Source organism: Proteus vulgaris, from assembly GCF_023100685.1.
GTDB lineage: Bacteria > Pseudomonadota > Gammaproteobacteria > Enterobacterales > Enterobacteriaceae > Proteus.
This window is the reverse complement of the sequence record NZ_CP090064.1, coordinates 1989655-2012706: the sequence shown is the minus strand read 5'-3', so window position 1 is coordinate 2012706 and position 23052 is coordinate 1989655. Positions and strand designations below refer to the sequence as shown.

Annotated in this window: 17 protein-coding genes and 1 pseudogene; 9 read left to right on the top strand and 9 right to left on the bottom strand. The window is 38.5% G+C overall.

Going from position 1 to position 23052, the window contains the following annotated elements:
• Positions 1-27 precede the first annotated feature (27 nt).
• Positions 28-2700, bottom strand: coding sequence for an aconitate hydratase AcnA (gene acnA / locus LW139_RS09900; protein ID WP_247851140.1), 2673 nt, complete (start codon positions 2698-2700; stop codon positions 28-30).
• A gap of 219 nt (positions 2701-2919) precedes the next feature.
• Here acnA and LW139_RS09895 point away from each other — a divergent pair, with 219 nt between their 5' ends.
• Entirely contained in the window at positions 2920-3750 is an 831-nt protein-coding gene (locus LW139_RS09895; protein WP_166541308.1) for a hypothetical protein, read from the top strand.
• A 60-nt stretch (positions 3751-3810) separates the two neighbouring features.
• Here LW139_RS09895 and cysB read toward each other — a convergent pair whose 3' ends face one another.
• The 3 genes from cysB to topA form a co-directional block, all read right to left on the bottom strand.
• Positions 3811-4785: an HTH-type transcriptional regulator CysB gene (cysB, locus tag LW139_RS09890; protein WP_109408757.1), complete on the bottom strand. Its 975-nt coding sequence runs from the start codon at positions 4783-4785 to the stop codon at positions 3811-3813.
• A 238-nt stretch (positions 4786-5023) separates the two neighbouring features.
• Entirely contained in the window at positions 5024-5548 is a 525-nt protein-coding gene (gene sodC / locus LW139_RS09885) for a superoxide dismutase family protein (RefSeq protein ID WP_109408756.1), read from the bottom strand.
• A 157-nt stretch (positions 5549-5705) separates the two neighbouring features.
• Positions 5706-8303: a type I DNA topoisomerase gene (topA, locus tag LW139_RS09880; RefSeq protein ID WP_247851139.1), complete on the bottom strand. Its 2598-nt coding sequence runs from the start codon at positions 8301-8303 to the stop codon at positions 5706-5708.
• 307 nt (positions 8304-8610) lie between these two features.
• Here topA and LW139_RS09875 point away from each other — a divergent pair, with 307 nt between their 5' ends.
• Positions 8611-8859 carry a YciN family protein gene (locus LW139_RS09875; RefSeq protein ID WP_072068001.1) on the top strand — a complete coding sequence of 83 codons (249 nt, stop codon included), beginning with the start codon at positions 8611-8613 and terminating at the stop codon, positions 8857-8859.
• A gap of 480 nt (positions 8860-9339) precedes the next feature.
• Here the strand turns inward: LW139_RS09875 and sohB are convergent, their stop codons facing one another.
• Complete coding sequence (gene sohB, locus LW139_RS09870) at positions 9340-10386, bottom strand: protease SohB (RefSeq protein ID WP_166541310.1); 1047 nt, start codon at positions 10384-10386, stop codon at positions 9340-9342.
• A gap of 213 nt (positions 10387-10599) precedes the next feature.
• On the opposite strand from sohB, the gene LW139_RS09865 reads away from it, so the two are divergent.
• Together LW139_RS09865 and cobO are read left to right on the top strand one after the other, a co-directional pair.
• On the top strand, positions 10600-11361 hold the full coding sequence (locus tag LW139_RS09865) for a YciK family oxidoreductase (RefSeq protein WP_176694681.1): 762 nt from the start codon (positions 10600-10602) through the stop codon (positions 11359-11361).
• 19 nt (positions 11362-11380) lie between these two features.
• Complete coding sequence (gene cobO / locus LW139_RS09860; RefSeq protein WP_109408753.1) at positions 11381-11971, top strand: cob(I)yrinic acid a,c-diamide adenosyltransferase; 591 nt, start codon at positions 11381-11383, stop codon at positions 11969-11971.
• Between the two features lie 45 nt (positions 11972-12016).
• Here the strand turns inward: cobO and LW139_RS09855 are convergent, their stop codons facing one another.
• The 4 genes from LW139_RS09855 to rnm all read right to left on the bottom strand — a co-directional run bounded on the left by LW139_RS09855 (position 12017) and on the right by rnm (position 15996).
• Entirely contained in the window at positions 12017-12964 is a 948-nt protein-coding gene (locus LW139_RS09855) for a hypothetical protein (RefSeq protein WP_227336820.1), read from the bottom strand.
• Between the two features lie 200 nt (positions 12965-13164).
• Positions 13165-14088, bottom strand: coding sequence for a 23S rRNA pseudouridine(2605) synthase RluB (rluB, locus tag LW139_RS09850; protein WP_166541312.1), 924 nt, complete (start codon positions 14086-14088; stop codon positions 13165-13167).
• Positions 14089-14490: 402 nt separating this feature from the next.
• A complete protein-coding gene (locus LW139_RS09845; protein WP_072067997.1) occupies positions 14491-15111 on the bottom strand; it encodes an L-threonylcarbamoyladenylate synthase in 621 nt (206 codons plus the stop codon).
• Between the two features lie 24 nt (positions 15112-15135).
• Positions 15136-15996 (bottom strand): RNase RNM, encoded by an 861-nt coding sequence (rnm, locus tag LW139_RS09840; protein ID WP_166541313.1) that lies wholly within the window; start codon positions 15994-15996, stop codon positions 15136-15138.
• 308 nt (positions 15997-16304) lie between these two features.
• Here rnm and LW139_RS09835 point away from each other — a divergent pair, with 308 nt between their 5' ends.
• The 5 genes and pseudogenes from LW139_RS09835 (at position 16305) to trpA (ending at position 22871) form a co-directional block, all read left to right on the top strand.
• The gene (locus LW139_RS09835) at positions 16305-17882 is read left to right on the top strand and encodes an anthranilate synthase component 1 (protein WP_166541314.1); all 1578 of its coding nucleotides are present in this window, start codon (positions 16305-16307) and stop codon (positions 17880-17882) included.
• Positions 17882-19475, top strand: a pseudogene (gene trpD / locus LW139_RS09830) (bifunctional anthranilate synthase glutamate amidotransferase component TrpG/anthranilate phosphoribosyltransferase TrpD). Before LW139_RS09835 ends, trpD begins: the two are co-directional and overlap by 1 nt.
• 4 nt (positions 19476-19479) lie before the next feature.
• A complete protein-coding gene (gene trpCF, locus LW139_RS09825) occupies positions 19480-20835 on the top strand; it encodes a bifunctional indole-3-glycerol-phosphate synthase TrpC/phosphoribosylanthranilate isomerase TrpF (RefSeq protein ID WP_247851138.1) in 1356 nt (451 codons plus the stop codon).
• A 39-nt stretch (positions 20836-20874) separates the two neighbouring features.
• Positions 20875-22065, top strand: coding sequence for a tryptophan synthase subunit beta (gene trpB, locus LW139_RS09820; RefSeq protein ID WP_036937130.1), 1191 nt, complete (start codon positions 20875-20877; stop codon positions 22063-22065).
• Positions 22065-22871, top strand: coding sequence for a tryptophan synthase subunit alpha (trpA, locus tag LW139_RS09815; protein WP_247851137.1), 807 nt, complete (start codon positions 22065-22067; stop codon positions 22869-22871). Before trpB ends, trpA begins: the two co-directional genes overlap by 1 nt.
• Positions 22872-23052: the final 181 nt, after the last annotated feature.

Sequence of the window (23052 nt, the reverse complement as noted above, 5' to 3'; positions counted from 1 at the left end):
GCGTTTAGCGATATCAATAAGACCTAATTAAAGCATATTACGAATAACATAATGTAATATGCCACCATGTTGGAAATAAGCGAGTTCGGTTTGTGTATCAATACGGCAACGCGCCATAATAGTTTCAGTGCGATTATCCGCAAAAGTAATATTAACCGCGACATCTTGACCTGGTGTTAATGCATTAAGCCCAGTGATCTCAATTTTCTCATCACCTTTTAATCCTAATGTTTGACGTGTAACACCTGCTGGGAATTCTAACGGTAAAACTCCCATACCAATCAAGTTAGAACGATGAATACGCTCAAAAGAACCCGAAATCACGACACGAACACCTAATAAACGCGTTCCTTTTGCTGCCCAGTCACGGCTAGAGCCTGAACCATACTCACTTCCTGCAATGATCGCCAATGGGGTATTTTCTTGCTGGTAACGCATTGCAGCATCATAAATTGCTAACGTTTCCCCCGTTGGAATATGTTTGGTAAAACCACCTTCAATTCCCGGTACCATTTCATTACGAATACGAATATTGGCAAAGGTGCCTCGCATCATAACTTCATGGTTACCACGTCGAGAGCCGTAGGAGTTAAAATCTTTCGGTTCTACCCCATGCTCACGCAAATAACGTCCAGCGGGACTATCAGCTTTAATATTTCCAGCAGGTGAAATATGGTCAGTTGTTACCGAATCACCTAAAATTGCCAAGATACTGGCTTGGTGAATATCGTTAATTGGTGCTGGCGTTTTTGTCATTCCTTTAAAGAAAGGAGGATGACGAATATAAGTAGAATCTGCCTGCCAAGTATACACTGGCGTATTTTGTGTTTTCAGTGATTTCCACGTCTCATCTCCTTCAAACACCGCAGAGTACTCTTTATGGAACATCTCTGTTTTCACTTTTTCAACCGCATCTGCAATTGCTTTACTGTCAGGCCAAATATCTTTTAAGTAAACAGGGTTACCCTGCTTATCTTTACCTAAAGATTCTTTAGTAAGATCGATACTCATATTCCCTGACAATGCATAAGCAACCACCAGCGGAGGCGAAGCTAACCAGTTAGTTTTTACTAAAGGATGAATTCGACCTTCAAAGTTACGGTTACCTGATAATACCGCTGCAATAGTTAAATCATTGTCTTTAATTGCGCTTTCAATCGGTGCTAATAAAGGCCCAGAATTACCAATACAAGTCGTGCAACCATAACCCACAAGATTAAAACCTAAGTCATCAAGATAAGGCGTTAATCCCGCTAAATTAAGGTAATCTGTGACCACTTTAGAGCCGGGGGCTAAAGAAGATTTTACCCAAGGTTTACGCTGTAATCCCTTTTCTACCGCATTTTTAGCCAGTAACCCCGCGGCCATTAAGACATTCGGGTTTGAAGTATTAGTACAAGATGTGATCGCTGCAATCACGACAGCACCATCAGTTAACTCAAATTCAGGGTAATCATCAATTTTTACTTGAGGTAACTGCGCCAGTGGTTTCTTATTGGTTTCAAGATCTACTGCCGCTTTAAATGCATTAGGAACACTTGCTAAATTCACTCTATCTTGAGGACGTTTAGGCCCAGCTAGACTTGCTTCAACTGTTCCCATGTCAAGAGATAATGTAGAGGTGAAGATAGGCTCATCACCAGCATGACGCCATAAACCTTGCTCTTTACTATAAGCTTCAACTAAAGCGATTTCTTGCTCTTCTCGCCCAGTTAAACGCAAATAATCAAGCGTAATATTGTCTATTGGGAAAAAGCCACATGTTGCTCCGTATTCTGGCGACATATTCGCTATCGTTGCCCGATCAGCTAAAGGTAATGAGGCTAAACCATCTCCGTAAAACTCAACAAATTTTCCTACTACACCATGGGCTCGTAGCATTTGGGTGACAGTAAGTACAAGATCTGTTGCTGTAATACCTTCTCGTAGTTTGCCTGTTAGTTTAAAACCAACAACATCAGGAATAAGCATTGAAATAGGCTGACCTAACATTGCAGCTTCAGCTTCAATACCTCCAACCCCCCAGCCTAAAACACCAAGACCATTAATCATGGTGGTGTGAGAATCTGTTCCTACTAAGGTATCTGGATAAGCTACATAACGGCCATCTTTTTCTTCAGACCAGATAGCTTTACCTAAATACTCAAGGTTTACCTGATGGCAAATCCCTGTTCCTGGTGGCACAACACGAAAACGTTCAAACGATTGTTGCCCCCAACGCAAGAAAAGGTAACGTTCATAGTTACGTTCCATTTCTATTTCAACGTTTTCAGCAAATGCATTTTTACTTGCGTATTCATCAACCATCACAGAGTGATCAATAACTAAATCAACGGGCGATAATGGATTGACCTTTTCCACTTGTCCGCCTAATGATTTTACGGCTTCTCGCATTGCAGCTAAGTCAACAACAGCAGGCACACCTGTAAAGTCTTGCATTAAAACTCTTGCTGGTCGATAAGCTATTTCACGAGATGCATGGGCTGTTTTTTGCCAATCAACTAACGCCTTAATATCATCTTCAACAACCGTATCATTATCGAGATAACGTACTAAATTTTCTAACAGTACCTTCAGAGATTTAGGAAGACGGGTAATATCGCCTAATTGACGAGCAACTTCAGTAAGGCGGTAATACTCATATTCACGAGATCCAACTAAGAGCGTGGAATGGCTCTCTTTTTTCAAGTGTAACGACATAGCTCCTCCTTCTTATTTTTATACTGACAGCATGTTTAAACCATCAAAATAGGTAAGGTTATCTATTAAACATATCATATAACTCATAATTTCGCTTAAGGATCACACAATTTGTTAACGTAATGTTATGGCTATCATGGTGTTAATAAATTTTAGTCTCAAGCTTTTCATCTAATTAGGATTTAATAACGGAGGTATAACTGTGAAAGGATAATATTTATGAATAATAAACAATCTGAGTTACTAAAGAATATAATAAGTGCCGATCGTTACTTTGCTGAACCTATCAAACCTCCTTTTCCGCAAACTTTATCGATAAACTCATTACATTCTCAAAATCTAAAAGATACTGAAGGTCTGGTGCAATTTATCATCGCCTCACCAAAATTGTTTGAAGAATTCGAAATAGAAAAAATGTCACAACTTAAAAATATTCAAATTGGACTTATTTCTATCATAGCGAACCATCTGGCCGCATTAAAAAAAGAAGACAATGAAGCCTATTATCGTCCTGAACATTGGTTAGAAACGCTGAATCATCTTCCCCTTTTAGGGCACAATAAGGTGGAAACAAAAAAACTCCATAAACAGACATTTGATTTTTCTGTTGCTCAAGCTTTTATTCAGTTATTACTTGGTACAGCAATTAATGCCACTTCACCTGCTTTAGGTGAATTTATTGATTTTTTACGTACTCAAGGCCAAAAAATAGAAATTGGATTACGACAATCATTAGATAGTTATCAAACAATAACCATTGCAGGAGTGACCGAGATCCTTAATCATAATAACCATCTTATTTTTGTACCTAAGTTAAAAATCCTGAGCTTACGTTTTTCATATAAATCTGCAAAAATGCTTCTTGCTAGTTGTATTGGACGTAAATTTACTGTGTCTTTAGAGTACAGCACGATCACCTCTATCTTTGATGCTAACGCACTGGATGATCCGAAAATTAATCAACAATTTTATGATTTTTTAAATAAGTATCGTCAACTAAGCATTACAAAGTCAGACGCTTTCTTTAGTGGGGATTTTTATTTGAAATAAGTTATACGGGGTTAAGATTGATGATTACGCTTGAAGGCGGGAATTACCCGCCTTTCAGTATTACACTAATGGCAATTCAATATCTTTAAATAGCTCTTCAATTTCTTCATGTGTTCGCAATGTAACGGCTTGTTCAATTAAATTACGAGTTAAATGTGGAGCGAAACGCCACATAAAGTCATACATGTAACCACGTAAGAAACCACTGCGACGGAATGCAATTTTAGTGGTGCTATAGCTAAATTTATCACGCATATCAATCGCCACTAAATCACTGTCTAGCACAGGATCAAACGCCATACTAGCAATTACACCAATACCTAAATGTAATCTTACATACGTTTTAATGACATCAGCATCTGTTGCAGTGAAAACAATTTTAGGTTTTAAACCTACTTTGCCAAAAGCATCATCGAGATCAGAACGCCCTGTAAAACCTTGGGTATAAGTCACGATGTCGTAACAAGAAAGTTCTTTCAGTGTGACTTCTCTTTTTTGTGCTAAAGGATGATCTTTAGGAACCACCACAATACGGTTCCAACGATAACAAGGTAGCATCACTAAATCGTTATAAAGATGCAGTGACTCTGTCGCAATAGCGAAATCACTTTTACCTCTGCAAACATCTTCAGCTATTTGTGTTGGTGAACCTTGATTCATATGTAAAGAAACATCTGGGTAGCGCTCAATAAAGCCTTTTATCACAGGTGGCAATACATAACGAGCTTGAGTATGTGTTGTTGCAATAGACAGCGAACCTCTGTCTGGATAAGTATGTTCACCAGCTGCAGATCGAATGGCTTCTGTTTTCGACAATATTTCTCTAGACAGCCTAACAATCTCTTCACCTGCGGGTGTCACATGCGTTAAATGTTTACCACTACGAGAAAATATTTGTATACCTAATTCATCTTCTAACATGCGGATCTGCTTACTTATCCCCGGTTGAGATGTATACAAACGCTCTGCCGTGGTTGATACATTTAAATCGTTATTCACCACTTCAACGATATAACGCAACTGTTGTAATTTCATAGAGAGGCTATCCCTTCAACAAAAGACTTATTATTCCGTTATTCTATTTATATTCATATAACTAAAAAGAATAATAAAGATGTAATATATAACCACTATATCACTTATTTCATTTCGGTCTAACGTAATTAATAGGGTTATTTAGGTTTTGTTATATCGAATAGTTATAAGCTATAAATAAGCATAAAAAAAGCTGACTCGATGTCAGCTTTTATTTCAGAACAATAATGGCCTTAGATTATTTAATAACACCGCATGCCATTCTTGCACCACCACCGCCAAGTGCTTCTGGATTATCTGAATAGTTATCACCACCGACATGCACCATTATGGCTTTATCTTTCACTTGCTCAAGTTTAGTCAGTTTTGGCGCTAATACTGCGTAATCAGCAACACCTTTATCATTAACAACCAATCCAGGTAAATCACCTAAGTGCCCTTCTTTATTATAAGGTCCCAAGTGAACACCGGTTTTTTCCGGATCTAAATGACCCCCCGCTTTTAAAGCAGGAACAGGTTTACCCTCTTTCATATCTGGCTCACAAGAGCCATTAGCATGAATATGAAAACCATGCACACCAGGTGTTAATCCTGTCAATTTTGGCGTAAATAACAGTCCATAATCGGTTTCAGTGATAGTAACAACACCAATATCGTTACCGGCACCTGTAGGAAGTGCTTCTTTTAACGTGACATCTAATGTGGCCGCACTCGCCACTGAGGTGAAAAGTAAACCAGAGAGTAACAAAGGCATCAGTTTCATAGTATCTCCGTCTTATTATTAGCAAAGTAAAATATCAGACAAATAGAAATTAACCACTTACACTGTTTCAATGTACATTAATTAGCATATCTTCTTCATGCAAAAAAAGCGACTAACTCTCATTAGTCGCTTTTTTATTTATCACGCAATGCCAATATTATTTGGTTTTTTCAACCCATTTACCATCGACATAAAACGCAGACCAACCCGTTGCTTTGCCATCTTTTTCAGAAGAAACATATTGTTGTTTAGTTTTACGACTAAACCGCACAATAGTTGGATTTCCTTCTGGATCAGCCACAGGCGCTTCAGCTAAATAGCGCATTTTCTCTGCTAATCTGTCTTTAAAGCGAACCAATTCTTCTACTTTTGGTGCGCGCGTTTCTCTTGATTTAGGGAAGGTATTTGCGGCTAAGAATACACCCGCGGCACCATCACGTAAGACAAAATACGCATCAGATTTTTCACATGGTAACTCAGGAAGCGGTACAGGATCTTCCTTCGGTGGCGCAATTTCACCACTTTTTAAGATTTTACGGGTATTTTTACATTCATCATTAGTGCAACCCATGTATTTACCAAAACGCCCCATTTTCAGGTGCATTTCAGAGCCACATTTATCACACTCAATAACAGGCCCTTCGTAACCTTTTAAGCGGAATTCACCCTCTTCAACTTCATAACCATCACATGCAGGGTTATTACCACAAACATGTAATTTACGATGCGTGTCAATCAGGTAACTGTCCATTGCAGTACCACATTTCGGGCAACGGCGACGAGCTCGTAATGCGTTAGTTTCTGCATCTTCCCCTTCCAGAATATTCAATAATTCATCTTCAGGAATAAGGTTAATAGTCTGTTTACAACGTTCTTTGGGCGGTAATGCGTAACCTGAACATCCCAAGAATACCCCTGTTGTCGCCGTTCTAATTCCCATATGACGAGAACAAGTTGGGCACTCAATAGAAGTGATTACCATTGGATTTGGTCGCATTCCTCCTTCTTCTGGATCTTTTTCAGCAACTTCTAATTGCTGACTAAAATCAGTAAAGAATGCATCTAATACCGCTTTCCAATTTTCTTCGTTGTTTGCAACATGGTCGAGGTGATCTTCCATTTGCGCAGTGAAATCGTAATTCATTAAATCGCTAAAATTCTCTTCTAAGCGATCTGTGACAATTTCACCCATTTTTTCTGCATAAAAACGGCGGTTTTCAACTTTTACATAACCACGATCTTGAATAGTGGAAATAATAGACGCATAAGTTGAAGGACGGCCAATACCGCGTTTTTCTAATTCTTTAACTAAAGTCGCTTCGCTAAAACGTGCTGGTGGCTTAGTAAAGTGTTGAGTCGGTTCTAATTCAGCTAAAGCCAGTTTCACCCCTACATCAACAGCCGGCAACGTTTTATCTTCATCTTTATTACGCATTGCAGGCATCACTTTCGTCCAACCCGCAAAACGTAAAGTACGGCCTTTAGCACGTAATTTATAATCACCTGATTCGACAGTTAATGTCGTTGAATCATATTTTGCTGGTGTCATTTGACACGCCACAAATTGATTCCAAATTAGTTGATATAATCGTTTGGCATCGTTATCCATATCTTTTAAAGATTCTGAGATAACATTGATATCCGAAGGACGAATAGCTTCGTGCGCTTCTTGCGAATTTTCTTTGCTCGAATAAACATTTGGTTCTTTCGGCAAATACTTAGCACCAAATTGCTCGCTAATATAATCACGCGCCATTTGAATTGCATCCTGACTTAAGTTAGTCGAGTCAGTACGCATATAGGTAATATAACCAGCTTCATAAAGGCGTTGAGCTAGCATCATTGTCTTTTTCACACCAAAACTTAAACGCGTACTGGCCGCTTGTTGTAAAGTTGATGTGATAAGTGGTGCGCTTGGCTTGCTTGATGTTGGTCTATCTTCACGATCTTTTACTGTGAAGGTTGCATTTTTTAATGCATTAACCGCAACCTGCGTTTCATCAGATGAAACAGGATTGAAGGCTTTATCATTATAATGCGTGACTTCCATACGCAATGGTTGTTCATCAGGTGTTAATAATGATGCGTGTAACTGCCAATATTCTTCAGGAACAAAGGCTTTAATTTCACGTTCACGTTCAACCAATAGACGAACAGCTACAGATTGCACTCGACCCGCAGATAATCCACGAGCGACTTTTTTCCAAAGTAAAGGTGAAACCATATAGCCCACAACACGATCCATAAAACGACGTGCTTGTTGCGCGTTAACGCGGTCTATATTTAACTCACCTGGAGTTTGGAAAGCTTGTGTAATGGCATTTTTCGTGATTTCGTTAAAAACCACTCGACTAAATCTTTCATCATCACCGCCGATAACTTCGCGTAAATGCCACGCGATAGCTTCTCCTTCGCGGTCAAGGTCCGTTGCGAGATAGACATGATCAGCTTTATCAGCCAATGCTTTTAGTTCAGCCACAACCTTTTCTTTGCCGGGTAGAATTTGATAGTTCGCATTCCACCCATTATAAGGATCGATTCCCATACGGCTGACTAAGGCTGATTTCTCATCCTTTTTAACTTTTTTCACGCCTTTCGTGGCGGATGAGTTTTCGCTCTTCTGGCTGCCAGAACCACTCTTGGGCAAATCACGAATGTGACCCACGCTAGATTTAACTACGTAGTCATTGCCAAGATATTTATTGATCGTTTTGGCTTTTGCCGGGGACTCCACGATTACAAGAGCTTTACCCATAATTACCTTTACCTAATTAAACTTTGTTATGACGGTATTGTTTAATACCCTCAACTAAAAAAATGTTTAAAATCTCTTTTTTATATTGCGTTAGTTTTGCAATATATCAACCTGTTTTTATTCAAAGCTTTTGTTTGAGCTCAAAACTCATTACTTTTTTTGAGGTATTTTAATCACCTCACAGCTTTGATCGGGCAACGGGCAAATTATATTTGCTACATATAGCGTAGCTAAGCTTTTAAAAATGCCACACTCTACCTGATAAAAAGTGAGGCGCAACAAATTATTTTTCTAAGGAGCACAGATTATGTCAACACAAACTACACCTATTACAACAGAGATGCTACTTGAAAAAGCGAATAAAATCATATGCGAACATGAAGATTATTTACAAGGTATGCATGCAGATTCTGTTGAACAAAAAGGTAATGTCCTCGTATTTAAAGGTGAATTTTTTTTAGATGAGCAAGGTTTACCTACGGCAAAAAGCACTGCAGCTTTTAATATGTTTAAGCATTTAGCACATGTGCTATCAGATAAGTATCATTTAGAATAATCGCCATTAGGATTATTTCACACTTAATCTCACTATCGAGAAAGAGACGTTACTTGCCAGTTATTGTTTTTCCAATAAAAATAGCTGGCATAAAAAATCACCTTTAAAGAATAAAAATGCAAAAAGTGGAGACTGTTTATTATTCTCTTATATTTAGGATTACACTCACCTATTAATACAATCAGTAATATCAATTATTTTTATTTTGTTTTTACCGTTATATTGATACTTCCTAGAAAGAGGAAATATTTACCCTGTTGTTGTTAAGCAATATCAATTATTTCTTTGATTGCCAGTGAATACTTCACTGGCTTTTTTTTGCCTTATAGCAATACGATTTGCCAATAAAGCATCAAAATATCTGTGTGAAGAATTCAAGAAGTATTGATGAACAAGAAGGGAAAATGGCAGCGATACCAAGCTTTAGGTTTTAAATTCTCGGTATCGCTAATAAAACTTAACTTTGTGTACTCGGTTGGGTTATAGCAATGGTTTCTTACTTCTTTGAACCCAGCGCATCATCAATTTATCAACGCTTTCCATTGCACCACTTGTAACACGTTCAACCATTTTCTTTTTAAGAACATATCGAACAGAAAAGACTTCATAGTCGTTAATGTGATTAATTAACCAATCATCACTCACACCAACTTCATCAATTAAGCCTTTATTCAATGCTTCTGTGCCATACCAATATTCTCCAGTAGCGACACTATCAATATCAAGTTGAGGGCGATATTTATGTACAAAAGCTTTAAATAGCAGGTGTGTTTCATTTAAATCTTGTTTAAATTTCTCACGACCTTCTTCTGTGTTTTCACCCAATAAAGTTAATGTACGTTTATATTCACCAGCAGTATGTAACTCAACATCAATGTCGTTTTTCTTAAGCAATCGGTGAATATTAGGGATTTGAGCAACGACACCAATTGAGCCAATAATCGCAAAAGGTGCTGCGACGATTTTATCAGCCACACAGGCCATCATATACCCACCACTTGCCGCAACTTTATCGACAACTGCAGTAAGTTTAATATCTTTTTCTTTTAAACGTGTTAATTGCGCGGCTGCTAGTCCATATCCGTGAACCATGCCACCAGGGCTTTCTAAACGGAGTAAAACTTCATCACCAGTTTGGGCAACAGAAAGAATGGCACTGATCTCTTCACGTAATGCACCCACTTCATGAGCATCCATGCTACCATTGAAATCAAGAACATATAAACAAGGTTTTACAACGCCTTTCTTACCTTCTTTCGCATTGTTTTTACTTTGTTTATTTTCTTTTTTCTGCTGTTTTTTAAACGCTTTGTACCAGACCTTTAATTCAGCATCGTCCATTCTCGCTTGTTGCATTACTCGCTGTTTTTCTTCATAAGCTTCAGCAAGATCTGTCACTTTTAACGTGCCTTTTCGATTTTGCTTCTTATTTCCAATAACAATAAAAAACAACACAATAGCGATAATAGCCACGACAACTGTGGCAATCTCTGCTAAAAACAGTCCATATTGTAAAATATACTCCACAAAGACCTCTTTTTAAGGTTAATAACACTGACTAAAACCAATATGCCTAGTTTAACGAAATTCTGCTTTAGCGCTAGTCACAAAGGCATAATTATGGGTAACACCATAAAAAAATCAGCTATAAATTGTAAACAAAAAACCAGACTAAACTGGTCGCTAGACAAATAAGACGTTACACTTTATTTACTTTTTACTAGACAGGATATCAATATGTTGCAATATCAACCGGATCATAGCGTGCTAAAAGATAAAATTATTCTAGTAACTGGTGCTGGTGATGGCATAGGAAAAGAAGCCGCACTAACTTATGCGCAATATGGCGCAACACTTATCTTATTAGGCCGTACTTTATCAAAACTTGAAGATGTTCAAGAAGAAATCATTACATCAGGTGGACAACAACCCATGTTGTATCCCCTTGATTTACTTACAGCAACGGAAAACGATTTTCAGCAATTTGCTGATACACTTGTTAAACGCTTTCCTCACCTTGATGGTGTGCTACAAAATGCAGGTCTGCTAGGTGTTGTTGAACCTATCATTAATCAACCAAGTAACCTTTGGCATGATGTTATGCAAGTTAACGTCAATGCGACATTCATGCTGACCAAAGCACTGCTACCTTTAATGCTAAAAGCCCCTCATGCAAGTCTTATTCTCACCACATCCAGCGTGGGTCGCCAAGGTCGTTACGGTTGGGGTGCTTATTCTGTTTCCAAATTCGCAACAGAAGGCTTTATGCAGGTACTCAATGAAGAATATAACGACAGCACCTTACGAATTAACTGCATTAATCCTGGTGGCACTCGTACCGCAATGAGAGCCAGTGCATTTCCTGATGAAAATGCACAAAAGCTAAAAACACCTAAAGACTTGATGCCGTTATATCTCTACCTGATGAGTGATGACAGCATTGATGTGAAAGGACAATCTTTAGATGCCCAACCAGGCCGTAAAGCAGGCCCTGCTGAATAACGTAAATTCGAGGTCAAAAATGAATGATGCACAACACCAAAAACGCCAACAACGCTTAAAAGAGAAAGTAGATACCCGAATTGAGCAAGCTCAACGAGAACAAGGTATTTTGATGATCTTTACAGGTAATGGTAAAGGTAAAACGACAGCAGCGATGGGTACAGCAACACGTGCTGTTGGTCATCAAAAAAAGGTCGGTGTTGTGCAGTTTATTAAAGGAACTTGGGAAAACGGTGAACGTAATTTATTAGAGCAATTTGGTGTGCCTTTTTATGTCATGGAGACAGGCTTTACTTGGGAAACTCAAGATAAAAGTGCCGATACAACGGCTTGCTTAAATACATGGCAATATGCACTCAAACTGCTTAATAACCCAGAGTATGATTTAGTTATCCTTGATGAAATAACTTATATGATTAGCTTTAACTATTTACCATTAGATGAGGTTATTTCAGCAATTAGCTCTCGCCCTGCACACCAAAACGTTATTATTACAGGAAGAGGCTGCCATAGAAAATTAATTGAGTTAGCTGATACAGTGACAGAAATGCGTCCTATCAAACATGCTTTTGATAGTGGGATAAAAGCACAAAAAGGTATAGATTGGTAATAATTACCTATTGTCTTTTTAATCACATAAAAAGTGAATAATTATTTATATTAAAGCAGGTTCACTTAATATACCTGCACCAAATATACGCCCTGTTTCATTTATCAGTTTGAAATAAGCTTCTTTATCATCAAATATATCATTTTGTATCTGCTGACTATAAACCATAGCCATTGCCATTACATGAAAATGATATTGATTATAGTAATTTATCTTTTCACTTGGATCACGAGAAGCTAAATAGGAATTGGTTATTTTATAAATATTTTTAGCTTCTTTAAGCATCTCACTATTATTAAACGTAATATTACTTATTGTCGGTATAAAATCATCTGTTCGCGTGTTCTCATTATTTATCCAGTTATATTTATTTTGTTCCTTATGCGCTTCTAATAAAGATAGATCAGAATAAACATGAATGTCATATGGTTTTTTTGATAAAAAATCTTGAAATTCGGATTGGGAAAAACACTTAGTTAATACATTTCCCATTCTCTTATTATCCCAATCAGATAAATACGTTGTAATAGGTTTATTTAAAGGAATTTCACACTGGAAGATATTATTATCAATGAATGTGGCATCAGAGCTATTAATAGCCCCACTCACAAGCTGTCCATCAATCCAAATGGAACGAATTGTTAAGTATAAGTGTTCGTCATTTCCTTTAGGTGAAAAAGCAGAGGTAAAACTATAGTAGATATCCCTAGATGGATTAATTATCCCCCCATGATTGCCAGGATAAATCATAAAAATTTTCTTTTCTCCATCAGCATTAACTAATACATGTTTTCCATTCTCTAATTTTATTTCTTTTACTTCACCTGTATTAAGCCAAAAAGAATTTTCATCAATTTGAAAGACTAACGGTACGGTTTTATTGTTACTGATATAAAACACGCCAGATTGTGAATTTGAGTTAGCTTCTGGCTCACAACCCGTAGTAAGAGTAGTCGCACATAACATTGTTGTTAAATAAAAAAAACGATGCATATATCGCGTATACCTTATTGTAAAATATACAAACAAAATATTATTTTAATAAAAATGACTTCTTATCTTATTAATCTATGCATCATAGTTTTATTTATAGAAAAAAGAAAGCTATCAAAAAAGAGGCACCCAATGTTTATTGGCTGCCTCTTAATGAAATATGATATTTTAATTTAAAATAATAAATAATTATTCAAAAACTACTTATTATTTCCAGTTGACTGACGACGACTTGACGCTCTTTTTGCAGGTGATGTAGAGGTGCGAGCTGATATTTTAGTATGACGCTTAACCGCACGACGAATTTGATTTGCTTTAATTCGACGTTGGTCTTTTTCTACCGCTACTTTTGTTACTGTTTCATCATTTAACTCAACCAGTTGACGCAAGTAGTTAATCTGCTCTAACCCAAGCTCTACCCAGCCACCGCGTGGTAGACCTTTAGGTAAATCAATATCACCATAGCGAACACGAATAAGACGGCTTACTTGAACACCAACCGCTTCCCACATACGGCGAACTTCACGGTTACGGCCTTCTGTCAGTGAAACGTTGTACCATTGGTTAATCCCTTCACCACCACGATAAGAAACAGAGCGGAATGACGCTGGGCCATCTTCTAATTGCACACCACGAGTTAATTGACGAATTTTAGCATCATCAATTTCACCGAAAACACGAACCGCATATTCACGTTCCACTTCTCGGCTTGGGTGCATTAAACGGTTAGCTAATTCACCATCTGTTGTAAATAGCAATAATCCACTGGTATTCACATCAAGACGACCAACAGCGATCCAGCGAGCACTGTTAAGACGTGGAAGACGTTGGAAAACGGTAGGACGGCCTTGTGGATCACTACGAGTACACAGTTCACCTTCAGGTTTGTAGTACGCTAACACTCGACAAACATCTTTTTGGGCTTCGCGAATATTTAAAATACGACCATCTAAGCGGATTTTTGCTGTTGTGGTGACATCAATACGATCACCTAATTTTGCTTTTGTACCATCAATGCTGATACGTCCTTCTTGAAGGTAACCTTCAATCTCACGACGAGAGCCGTGGCCAGAACGAGCAAGGATTTTTTGTAATTTTTCAGTACGTTGCGATTTATCGCTCATGAAACAACCTCATGTGTCGCCTTCACAGGCGTCATAAAAATAGAATTAATTTTTAAAAATCAATTAAGTAAAAAATAACCCATGTTTATTAAATTCACTAATAAACACAGGTTTATTGATTCAATAGTGAACAATGTTGATGATTTTCACATCAACATTGTGATAAATAGTTTCGATAAAATAGCATGACGGTTTTAACTGCTTCTTTTGTATGCATATTAACGCATCAACGAAAACGCTCATTGACATAACCGATGTTAAAAACAAGCACCGTGATTTTTATCGCAATGTATAAATTTAACACAAGCGATAAATCCCTTCACCTTTTATCTCTTTATCTCACGATAAATTTCTTCACTATGCATCTATCGAATCGATATTTAGTTTAATCGACCAAATCATTTACTGAAATGGAGTAATATCTCCGGTACCTTCTCGGATTATCACTGGGCTATCTTCTGTTAAATCAATTACTGTTGTAGGTTTTTGACCTAAATAGCCACCATGGATCACTAAATCAACTTGTTTGCTTAATAAATCGTTGATTTCTTCAGGATCAGACTCGGCAAAATCATTACCCGGTAAAATCAGGCTAGTTGACATCAATGGCTCACCAATATTTTCTAACAATGCTAATGCAATAGGGTTAGAAGGAACACGTAAGCCAATCGTTTTACGTTTATCATTCATCAAACGCTTTGGTACATCTTTAGTCGCTTTTAAGATAAAGGTGTAATTACCTGGGGTATTATTTTTTATTAAACGAAATACCACGTTATCAACATAAGCGTAATTAGCGATTTCTGACAGATCACGACACATCAGTGTGAAATTATGGTTTTTATCTAATTGACGAATACGACAAATCCGCGTCATTGCATCTTTGTTTTCTAAACAACAGCCAATAGCATAGCCAGAATCTGTTGGATAAATCACCACTCCGCCTTTGCGTAAAATATCAGCACTTTGTTCAATTAAACGAGCCTGCGGATTATCAGGGTGAATATAAAAAAGTTGGCTCATACATCCCTCAACGAATTTCTGATGTTACTCCTGCCATAGCGACCAAACTGGTTCAACGCCACCGGGTAACCATAAATTACGCCCCAACTCTATCCACGAGCAAGGACGATGAAAATCAGAACCTAACGAAGCTTTTAACTCATAAGATTGAGCTAATGCCGCGTGTTGTTCTCGTTCTTGTGGTGGTTGTTGGCATTGTGCCACTTCGATTGCATCACCACCTTGTTGTTTAAAATAAAGTGTTAATCGTTTTAACCATTTAGAAGATAGACCATATCGACCCGGATGTGCTAACACTGCAACACCACCAGCAGCATGAATTGCTGTGACCGCGTCACCTATTGAGCACCATTGCGGGGGTACATAGCCTGTTTTTCCTTTCGCTAAATAACGTTTAAATACTTTATTAACTGAGGCAACATGTCCGTCATTCACTAAAAATCGGGCAAAGTGCCCTCTTGTTATTTGCCCACCATGCGCTAGCGCTTTAGCGCCTTCAAAAGCATTGGCAATACCTGCTTTTTCTAATCGCTCACCTATCATTATCGCACGTGTTTCACGACATTGGCTTTGTGATGAAAGGAGCGATTTCATTGCGTTATGGTCGATATCCATATTTAATCCAACAATATGGATTTCTATATTCTCCCACAAAGTCGATATTTCGACACCTGATATCAGAGTAAGAGGCAGATTTTTTTCTGCAATATAATGCTTAGCAGGTGTAATTGCCGCTGTTGTATCGTGATCCGTAATCGCTAAAACATTAATTTGACGCTCTATCGCTCTATCAACCAGTTCTTCTGGTGAAAGCTCGCCATCTGACGCGGTAGTGTGGCTGTGTAAATCATAAATCACTCTTAAATCAGATAGCCCTTCAGTCATCACGTCTCCCTTTTCACCTTAGCAAGATAATAATTTTTAAAGAGTATGCCATAAAGTACTTGACGAACCTAACGCAATCCAGTTAACTAGTACGCAACACGAGCTAGTTCACTTTCTGTTTATTTGTCGTTAGCTGTAAGGAGATCTTATGAATATCAATCAACATCTTATCGCTCTTTGGTGGCGCAACACTCTTTTATGGGCGGTTTGATCTCCTGCTTAACGTCAGTGATATCTAAAACCCGCCTACGCGGGTTTTTTTATGCTTTAAAAACAGTAAATAAAGAAAATAATATAGAGCGATAACAATGAATACATCACTTGCATTCTCATTTAATACCAAGGCAACGCCACTGCCTTATCACAGCGAACCAGCTTTGCTTTTCAATACATTATGTGAAAATCAACATTACACATTATTGCTAGAATCCGCACAAATCGACACTAAAGCAAACCTAAAAAGCTTATTAATTGTTGATAGTGCATTACGCATCAGTGCAGTAAAAAATCAAGTCACTATTGATGCACTAAGTGTTAATGGACAAGCGTTATTGCCCGCATTAAAAATCGCACTAAAAGAAAAAGCTAATTTAACGTCAGAGAGCGACAAACAGTGTGTTTTTACTTTTGCTACACCTTCACAAGAGACCGATGAAGAAAGCAAATTAAAATCGGCTAGCGTATTTGATGCGTTGCGTTTCTTTCTTGTTAATAAAGACACTAAAGATGCAAACTTTATCTTTATTGGTGGCTTATTTGCGTATGACTTAGTCTGCGGGTTTGAATCTATTCCTGAATTAGAAAGTGATTTTTCTTGCCCTGATTATTGCTTTTATTTAGCCGAACAATTAATCGTGATCGACCATCAAAATAAAGATAGTCAGTTGGTTTCCATTGCATTTACTGATGATAAAACAGAATGCCAACGTCTCGCTTTACGACAAACTGAATTAATTTCACTGGCTAAACAACCATTAAAACACCCTATTCGCCACGCTTTAACAGCGGAAGGTTCAACAATACACACCAATATGGACGATAAAGGCTATGGTGATATCGTTGAGGCAATGAAAACTTATATTCGTCGTGGTGATATTTTCCAAGTCGTACCATCACGTCGTTTTCAAATAGCTTGCCCTTCACCACTTGCCGCATATCAAGTGTTGAAACAGAAAAACCCAAGCCCGTATCTGTTTTATATGCAAGATGCTCTATTCACTGTTTTTGGTGCATCACCAGAAAGTGCACTGAAATATCAAACCAGTGATCGCCAAATTGAAATCTACCCAATTGCAGGAACTCGTCCTAGAGGACGCAATGCTGATGGTTCAATTAATGCAGATTTAGACAGCCGCATTGAGCTAGAAATGCGTACTGACACCAAAGAACTTTCAGAGCATTTAATGTTAGTTGATTTGGCGCGTAATGATTTAGCACGTATTTGCCAAGCAGGCAGCCGCTATGTTGCAGAGCTAACAAAAGTTGATCGTTATGCTTTTGTAATGCATTTAGTATCTAGAGTGGTTGGAAAATTACGTGATGACTTAGATATTTTCCATGCTTACCAAGCATGTATGAATATGGGAACACTATCAGGTGCCCCTAAAGTCAGTGCTATGCAATTAATTGCTCGTTATGAAAAAACAAAACGTGGTAGCTATGGTGGAGCCATTGGTTATTTTACTGGTACCGGTGATTTTGATACTTGCATAGTTATTCGCTCCGCTTATGTTGAAAATAATATTGCCACAATTCAAGTCGGAGCCGGAATTGTGCTCGACTCAGATCCCAAAATGGAAGCGGAAGAAACCCGCAATAAATCACAAGCTGTAATCAATGCCATTTTACAAGCTCATACAGAAATACAAATACAGGAGGCTTGCTAATGGCAACGATCTTACTTCTCGATAACATCGACTCTTTTACTTATAACCTTGTCGATCAATTACGTAGCCTTGGCAATAACGTTGTCATTTATCGCAATAGCGTCACTGCTGATTTTATTGAACAAAAACTATGCGAACTCGATAACCCGATTTTACTGTTATCCCCAGGGCCAGGTGCACCTTCACAAGCAGGCTGTATGCCTGAATTGTTGAAACGTGTACTAGGTACATTACCTGTTGTTGGTATCTGTTTAGGTCATCAAGCCATCATTGAAGCTTACGGTGGCAAAGTTTCTTCATGTGGAGAGATCTTACACGGTAAAGCGACATTGGCTGAACATGATAACAGCGAAATGTTTGTGAATTTACCTAATCCTTTACCCGTTGCTCGTTATCATTCGCTTTCAGGAGAACACGTTCCAGAACAACTTATTATTAATGCTTGGTGCGATAACACTGTTATGGCGGTGCGCCACCGTCAACATAAAACTTGTGGTTTTCAGTTTCACCCAGAATCAATTTTAACCACCAAAGGTGCACAACTCTTAGAACAAACAATCGCATGGGCATTAACTCCTAAAGGAGACAAATAAAATGGAAACTATCTTCAACAAATTATTTAGCGCACAGCAGTTAACATTAGAAGAAAGCCAAACCCTGTTTAGCGCGATTATCCGTGGTGAATTAACAGAATCACAATTAGCTGCTGTATTAATTAGCATGAAAATGCGTGGTGAACATCCACAAGAAATTGCTGGTGCTGTACGAGCATTACTTGAAAATGCACTGCCATTTCCTCGTCCTGATTACACCTTTTGCGATATTGTTGGCACTGGTGGCGACGGCGCGAACAGCATCAATATCTCAACAGCTAGCGCATTCGTAGCGGCAGAAGTCGGTATCAAAGTGGCGAAACACGGTAATCGTAGCGTATCTAGTCGCTCAGGCTCATCAGACTTACTCGCTGCTTTTGGTATTCCATTAGACAGAAGTGCGGATGATGCACGTCAATTATTAGATGAAGTGGGACTTTGCTTTTTATTCGCACCGCAGTATCACAGTGGTTTTCGTTTTGCAGCCCCAGTGCGCCAACAACTAAAAACACGCACCTTATTTAACGTATTAGGTCCCTTGATTAATCCAGCTCGCCCACCATTGGCATTAATTGGTGTTTATAGCCCTGAGTTATTAATGCCTATTGCAGACACGCTAAAAGTATTGGGTTATGAACGCGCTGCTGTGGTACACAGTGGTGGTATGGATGAAGTGTCGTTACATGCACCGACTCAAGTCGCTGAATTACGTAATGGTGAAATTACACGTTATGAACTCACACCAAGTGATTTTGGTCTTCGTCCTTGTTCAATGGCCGATTTAGAAGGTGGTACACCTGAAGTTAACCGCCAATTATTGGCAAGTTTACTGCAAGGTGAAGGAAAAAGAGCACATACCGAATCTGTCGCAGCTAATGTCGCTTTATTAATGCGTTTACATGGGCAAGAAGATTTAAAAATGAATACTGAAGTTGCTATGCACACCATTTATAGCGGTAAAGCAATAAATCGTGTCACCGCATTAGCAGCAAGAGGATAAAAACATGACTGTATTAAACGCCATTGTAAAAGATAAAGCAGAATATCTGATTGCACGTAAAGCAAGCCAACCATTATCAGAATTTGTGCATCAAATAGTGCCATCAACACGCTCGTTTTATCAGGCATTAACTCAACCTAATACTGTTTTTATTTTAGAGTGTAAAAAAGCATCGCCCTCAAAAGGATTAATTCGTGCTGATTTTGATCCCGCTACAATTGCAAAAATTTATCAGCCTTATGCTGCGGCAATTTCGGTATTAACTGATGAAAAGTATTTTCAAGGAAACTTTGATTATTTACGTCAAGTCAGTCAAGCCGTACATCAGCCCGTTTTGTGCAAAGATTTTATTATTGATGATTACCAAATCTATTTAGCACGTTTTTATCAAGCAGATGCGATTTTATTAATGCTCTCTGTCTTAGACGATGAACAATATCGCGCGCTATCAACGGTTGCTCATCAATTAAATATGGGTGTATTGACCGAAGTCAGCACAGAAGAAGAGCGTCAACGAGCAATTAAGCTTAATGCCAAAGTTATTGGTATTAATAATCGCGACTTGCGTGATCTCTCTATTGATTTAGCACGTACTCCGCAATTAAGCCAAGGTTTACCTGAAGATACCATCGTGATCAGCGAGTCAGGTATTCATACCCATCAACAGGTCCAAGAGTTAAGCCAATATGCTAATGGTTTTTTGGTAGGTAGTGCCTTAATGTCACAAGAAAATATTGACCAAGCAGTAAGAGCACTCGTTTTGGGAAAGCATAAAGTGTGCGGGTTAACTCGTACACAAGATGTAAAAGCGGTTTATCAAGCCGGTGCTTATTATGCGGGATTGATTTTCGCAGAGGAATCCCCGCGAAAAGTGACATTGTCACAAGCCCAAGAGCTGATAACACAAGCTCCCTTAGCATTTGTAGGTGTTTTTCAAAACCAGCCCATTGCACTTATTTGTGACTATGCTGAAAAACTTAATTTATCTGCCATTCAATTACATGGGCAAGAAGATGCTCAGTTTATTGAGCAACTTAGACAAAAAATTCAGCCTAGCTGTGAGATTTGGCAAGCAATAAACATGGCAATCCACAGTGATATTCCTCCTGTTTTACACGTTAATAAATATGTACTTGATAACGGCACAGGCGGTACAGGAACAACGTTTAATTGGCAAAAAATTCCAAACACAATACGTGAAAAAGCATTACTTGCAGGTGGTCTTAACAGTGAAAACTGTTTAGATGCAGTTAAAACAGGCTGTATCGGGCTTGATTTTAACTCCGGAGTAGAATCGGCTCCTGGCATAAAAGATACGCAACGTCTGAACCAAGTATTTGCACAATTACAGCGAAACTAAATTTCATAAAGATAAAATTTTAAACAGGATGACATCACAATGAGAAAACTTAACCCCTACTTTGGCGAATTTGGTGGCCAATATGTACCTGAAATCTTAATTCCTGCATTGGATCAACTCGAACAAGCTTTTATTGATGCACAAAACGATCCGTCATTTCAGCAAGAATTCCAAGATTTATTAAAAAATTATGCAGGTAGACCAACAGCATTAACCCTTTGCCGTAATTTAACAGAAGGCACGCGAACTCGTTTATATCTAAAACGTGAAGATTTACTGCATGGTGGCGCTCATAAAACTAACCAAGTATTAGGTCAAGCATTACTGGCAAAACGTATGGGGAAAACCGAAATAATTGCGGAAACGGGTGCAGGTCAACATGGTGTTGCAACTGCTTTGGCCTGCGCACTACTTAATATGAAATGTCGTATCTATATGGGTGCAAAAGACGTTGAACGTCAATCACCTAACGTCTTTCGTATGCGCTTAATGGGTGCTGAAGTTATTCCTGTTCATAGTGGCTCATCTACCCTAAAAGATGCCTGTAATGAAGCATTACGCGACTGGTCTGGTTGTTACGATCGCGCTCACTATTTACTAGGAACCGCAGCAGGCCCCCATCCTTACCCAACAATTGTACGCGAATTCCAACGTATGATTGGTGATGAAGCTAAAGCACAGATCCTAGAGCGTGAAGGCCGTCTACCCGATGCAGCTATTGCCTGTATTGGTGGTGGTTCAAATGCTATCGGGTTATTTGCTTCATTTATTCCTGAAACGTCAGTACAGCTAATTGGTGTTGAACCTGCAGGTAAAGGCATTGAAACGGGTGAACATGGCGCACCACTAAAACATGGTAAATTAGGGATCTATTTTGGGATGAAATCCCCTATTATGCAGACAGATGAAGGACAAATTGAAGAATCTTATTCAATTTCAGCAGGTCTTGACTTCCCATCTGTCGGGCCTCAGCACGCACATCTAAATAGCATTGGTCGTGCTGATTATGTTTCTGTTACAGATGATGAAGCCATAGAAGCATTTAAAGCACTCTCACGCCGAGAAGGTATTATCCCAGCATTAGAATCCTCTCATGCTCTAGCTTACGCACTTAAATTAATTGCTCAAAATCCTGATAAAGAGCAATTACTGATTGTGAACTTATCAGGCCGTGGCGATAAAGACATTTTTACTGTAAACGATATTTTAGCAGCAAGAGGAGAAATCTAATGAGCCGTTATCAAAACTGCTTTGATGCATTAGCACAAAAACAACAAGGTGCATTTGTTCCCTTTGTAACATTAGGTGATCCTTCTCCTGAGCTATCACTACAAATTATTGATGCGTTAATTGAAGGTGGTGCAGATGCTTTAGAGATTGGTATTCCTTTTTCCGATCCTCTTGCAGATGGTCCTACTATTCAAGGCGCTAATTTACGAGCCCTCAATGTTGGCGTAACCCCCACTGAGTGCTTTGCGCTATTAACCAATGTACGTAAAAAACATCCTAATATTCCTATTGGTCTATTAGTTTATGCCAACCTTGTTTTTAGTAATGGGATTGATAATTTTTATGGTAAATGCCAACAAGCTGGTGTCGATTCTGTCTTAATTGGTGATGTGCCCTTACGTGAATCAAAAGAGTTCCGAGAAGCAGCCCAGCGAGTGAATATCGATCCTATCTTTATTTGCCCGCCTAACGCTGATGATGAGCTTTTACAAGAATTAGCCATCTCAGGTAAAGGCTATACCTATTTACTCTCAAGAGCTGGCGTAACAGGAACAGATAAACGTGCTGAACAATCGCTAACACACCTTACTGACAAATTAAAAACTTATAATGCACCACCTGCATTACAAGGATTTGGTATTTCAGAGCCAAAACAAGTCAAAGAGGCTATTGCAAATGGTGCCGCGGGTGCTATTTCAGGATCAGCCGTTGTACAAATTATTGAGAAAAATCTTCATCAACCTGAAGTGATGCTTAAAGCGCTTACTCAATTTGTCAAAGAAATGAAAGCGGCTACACTCGCATAACTATCGTAATCAATCCGCTTTAGGAGAATAGTTTGCTATTTTTCTAAGCGGATTACTCTTAATTCATCATTTATTGACTCTCGCTTTTGAAAGCCCGTTTTTGGGCTTAGTCTGCATGAAATGGCGCAATCCCTCTTCTTTCTCCAGTTAAAGTAACACAATTAATACCTATAAAAATTTG

Excerpts from the sequence above, each read along its gene's own strand:
- trpB (WP_036937130.1), top strand. The coding sequence starts at position 20,875 with ATGAGAAAACTTAACCCCTACTTTGGCGAATTTGGTGGCCAATATGTA.
- LW139_RS09845 (WP_072067997.1), bottom strand. The coding sequence starts at position 15,111 with ATGAGCCAACTTTTTTATATTCACCCTGATAATCCGCAGGCTCGTTTA.
- LW139_RS09855 (WP_227336820.1), bottom strand. The coding sequence starts at position 12,964 with ATGCATCGTTTTTTTTATTTAACAACAATGTTATGTGCGACTACTCTT.
- cysB (WP_109408757.1), bottom strand. The coding sequence starts at position 4,785 with ATGAAATTACAACAGTTGCGTTATATCGTTGAAGTGGTGAATAACGAT.
- LW139_RS09895 (WP_166541308.1), top strand. The coding sequence starts at position 2,920 with ATGAATAATAAACAATCTGAGTTACTAAAGAATATAATAAGTGCCGAT.
- topA (WP_247851139.1), bottom strand. The coding sequence starts at position 8,303 with ATGGGTAAAGCTCTTGTAATCGTGGAGTCCCCGGCAAAAGCCAAAACG.
- rnm (WP_166541313.1), bottom strand. The coding sequence starts at position 15,996 with ATGACTGAAGGGCTATCTGATTTAAGAGTGATTTATGATTTACACAGC.
- acnA (WP_247851140.1), bottom strand. The coding sequence starts at position 2,700 with ATGTCGTTACACTTGAAAAAAGAGAGCCATTCCACGCTCTTAGTTGGA.
- LW139_RS09875 (WP_072068001.1), top strand. The coding sequence starts at position 8,611 with ATGTCAACACAAACTACACCTATTACAACAGAGATGCTACTTGAAAAA.
- LW139_RS09835 (WP_166541314.1), top strand. The coding sequence starts at position 16,305 with ATGAATACATCACTTGCATTCTCATTTAATACCAAGGCAACGCCACTG.
- trpCF (WP_247851138.1), top strand. The coding sequence starts at position 19,480 with ATGACTGTATTAAACGCCATTGTAAAAGATAAAGCAGAATATCTGATT.
- cobO (WP_109408753.1), top strand. The coding sequence starts at position 11,381 with ATGAATGATGCACAACACCAAAAACGCCAACAACGCTTAAAAGAGAAA.
- rluB (WP_166541312.1), bottom strand. The coding sequence starts at position 14,088 with ATGAGCGATAAATCGCAACGTACTGAAAAATTACAAAAAATCCTTGCT.
- sodC (WP_109408756.1), bottom strand. The coding sequence starts at position 5,548 with ATGAAACTGATGCCTTTGTTACTCTCTGGTTTACTTTTCACCTCAGTG.
- trpA (WP_247851137.1), top strand. The coding sequence starts at position 22,065 with ATGAGCCGTTATCAAAACTGCTTTGATGCATTAGCACAAAAACAACAA.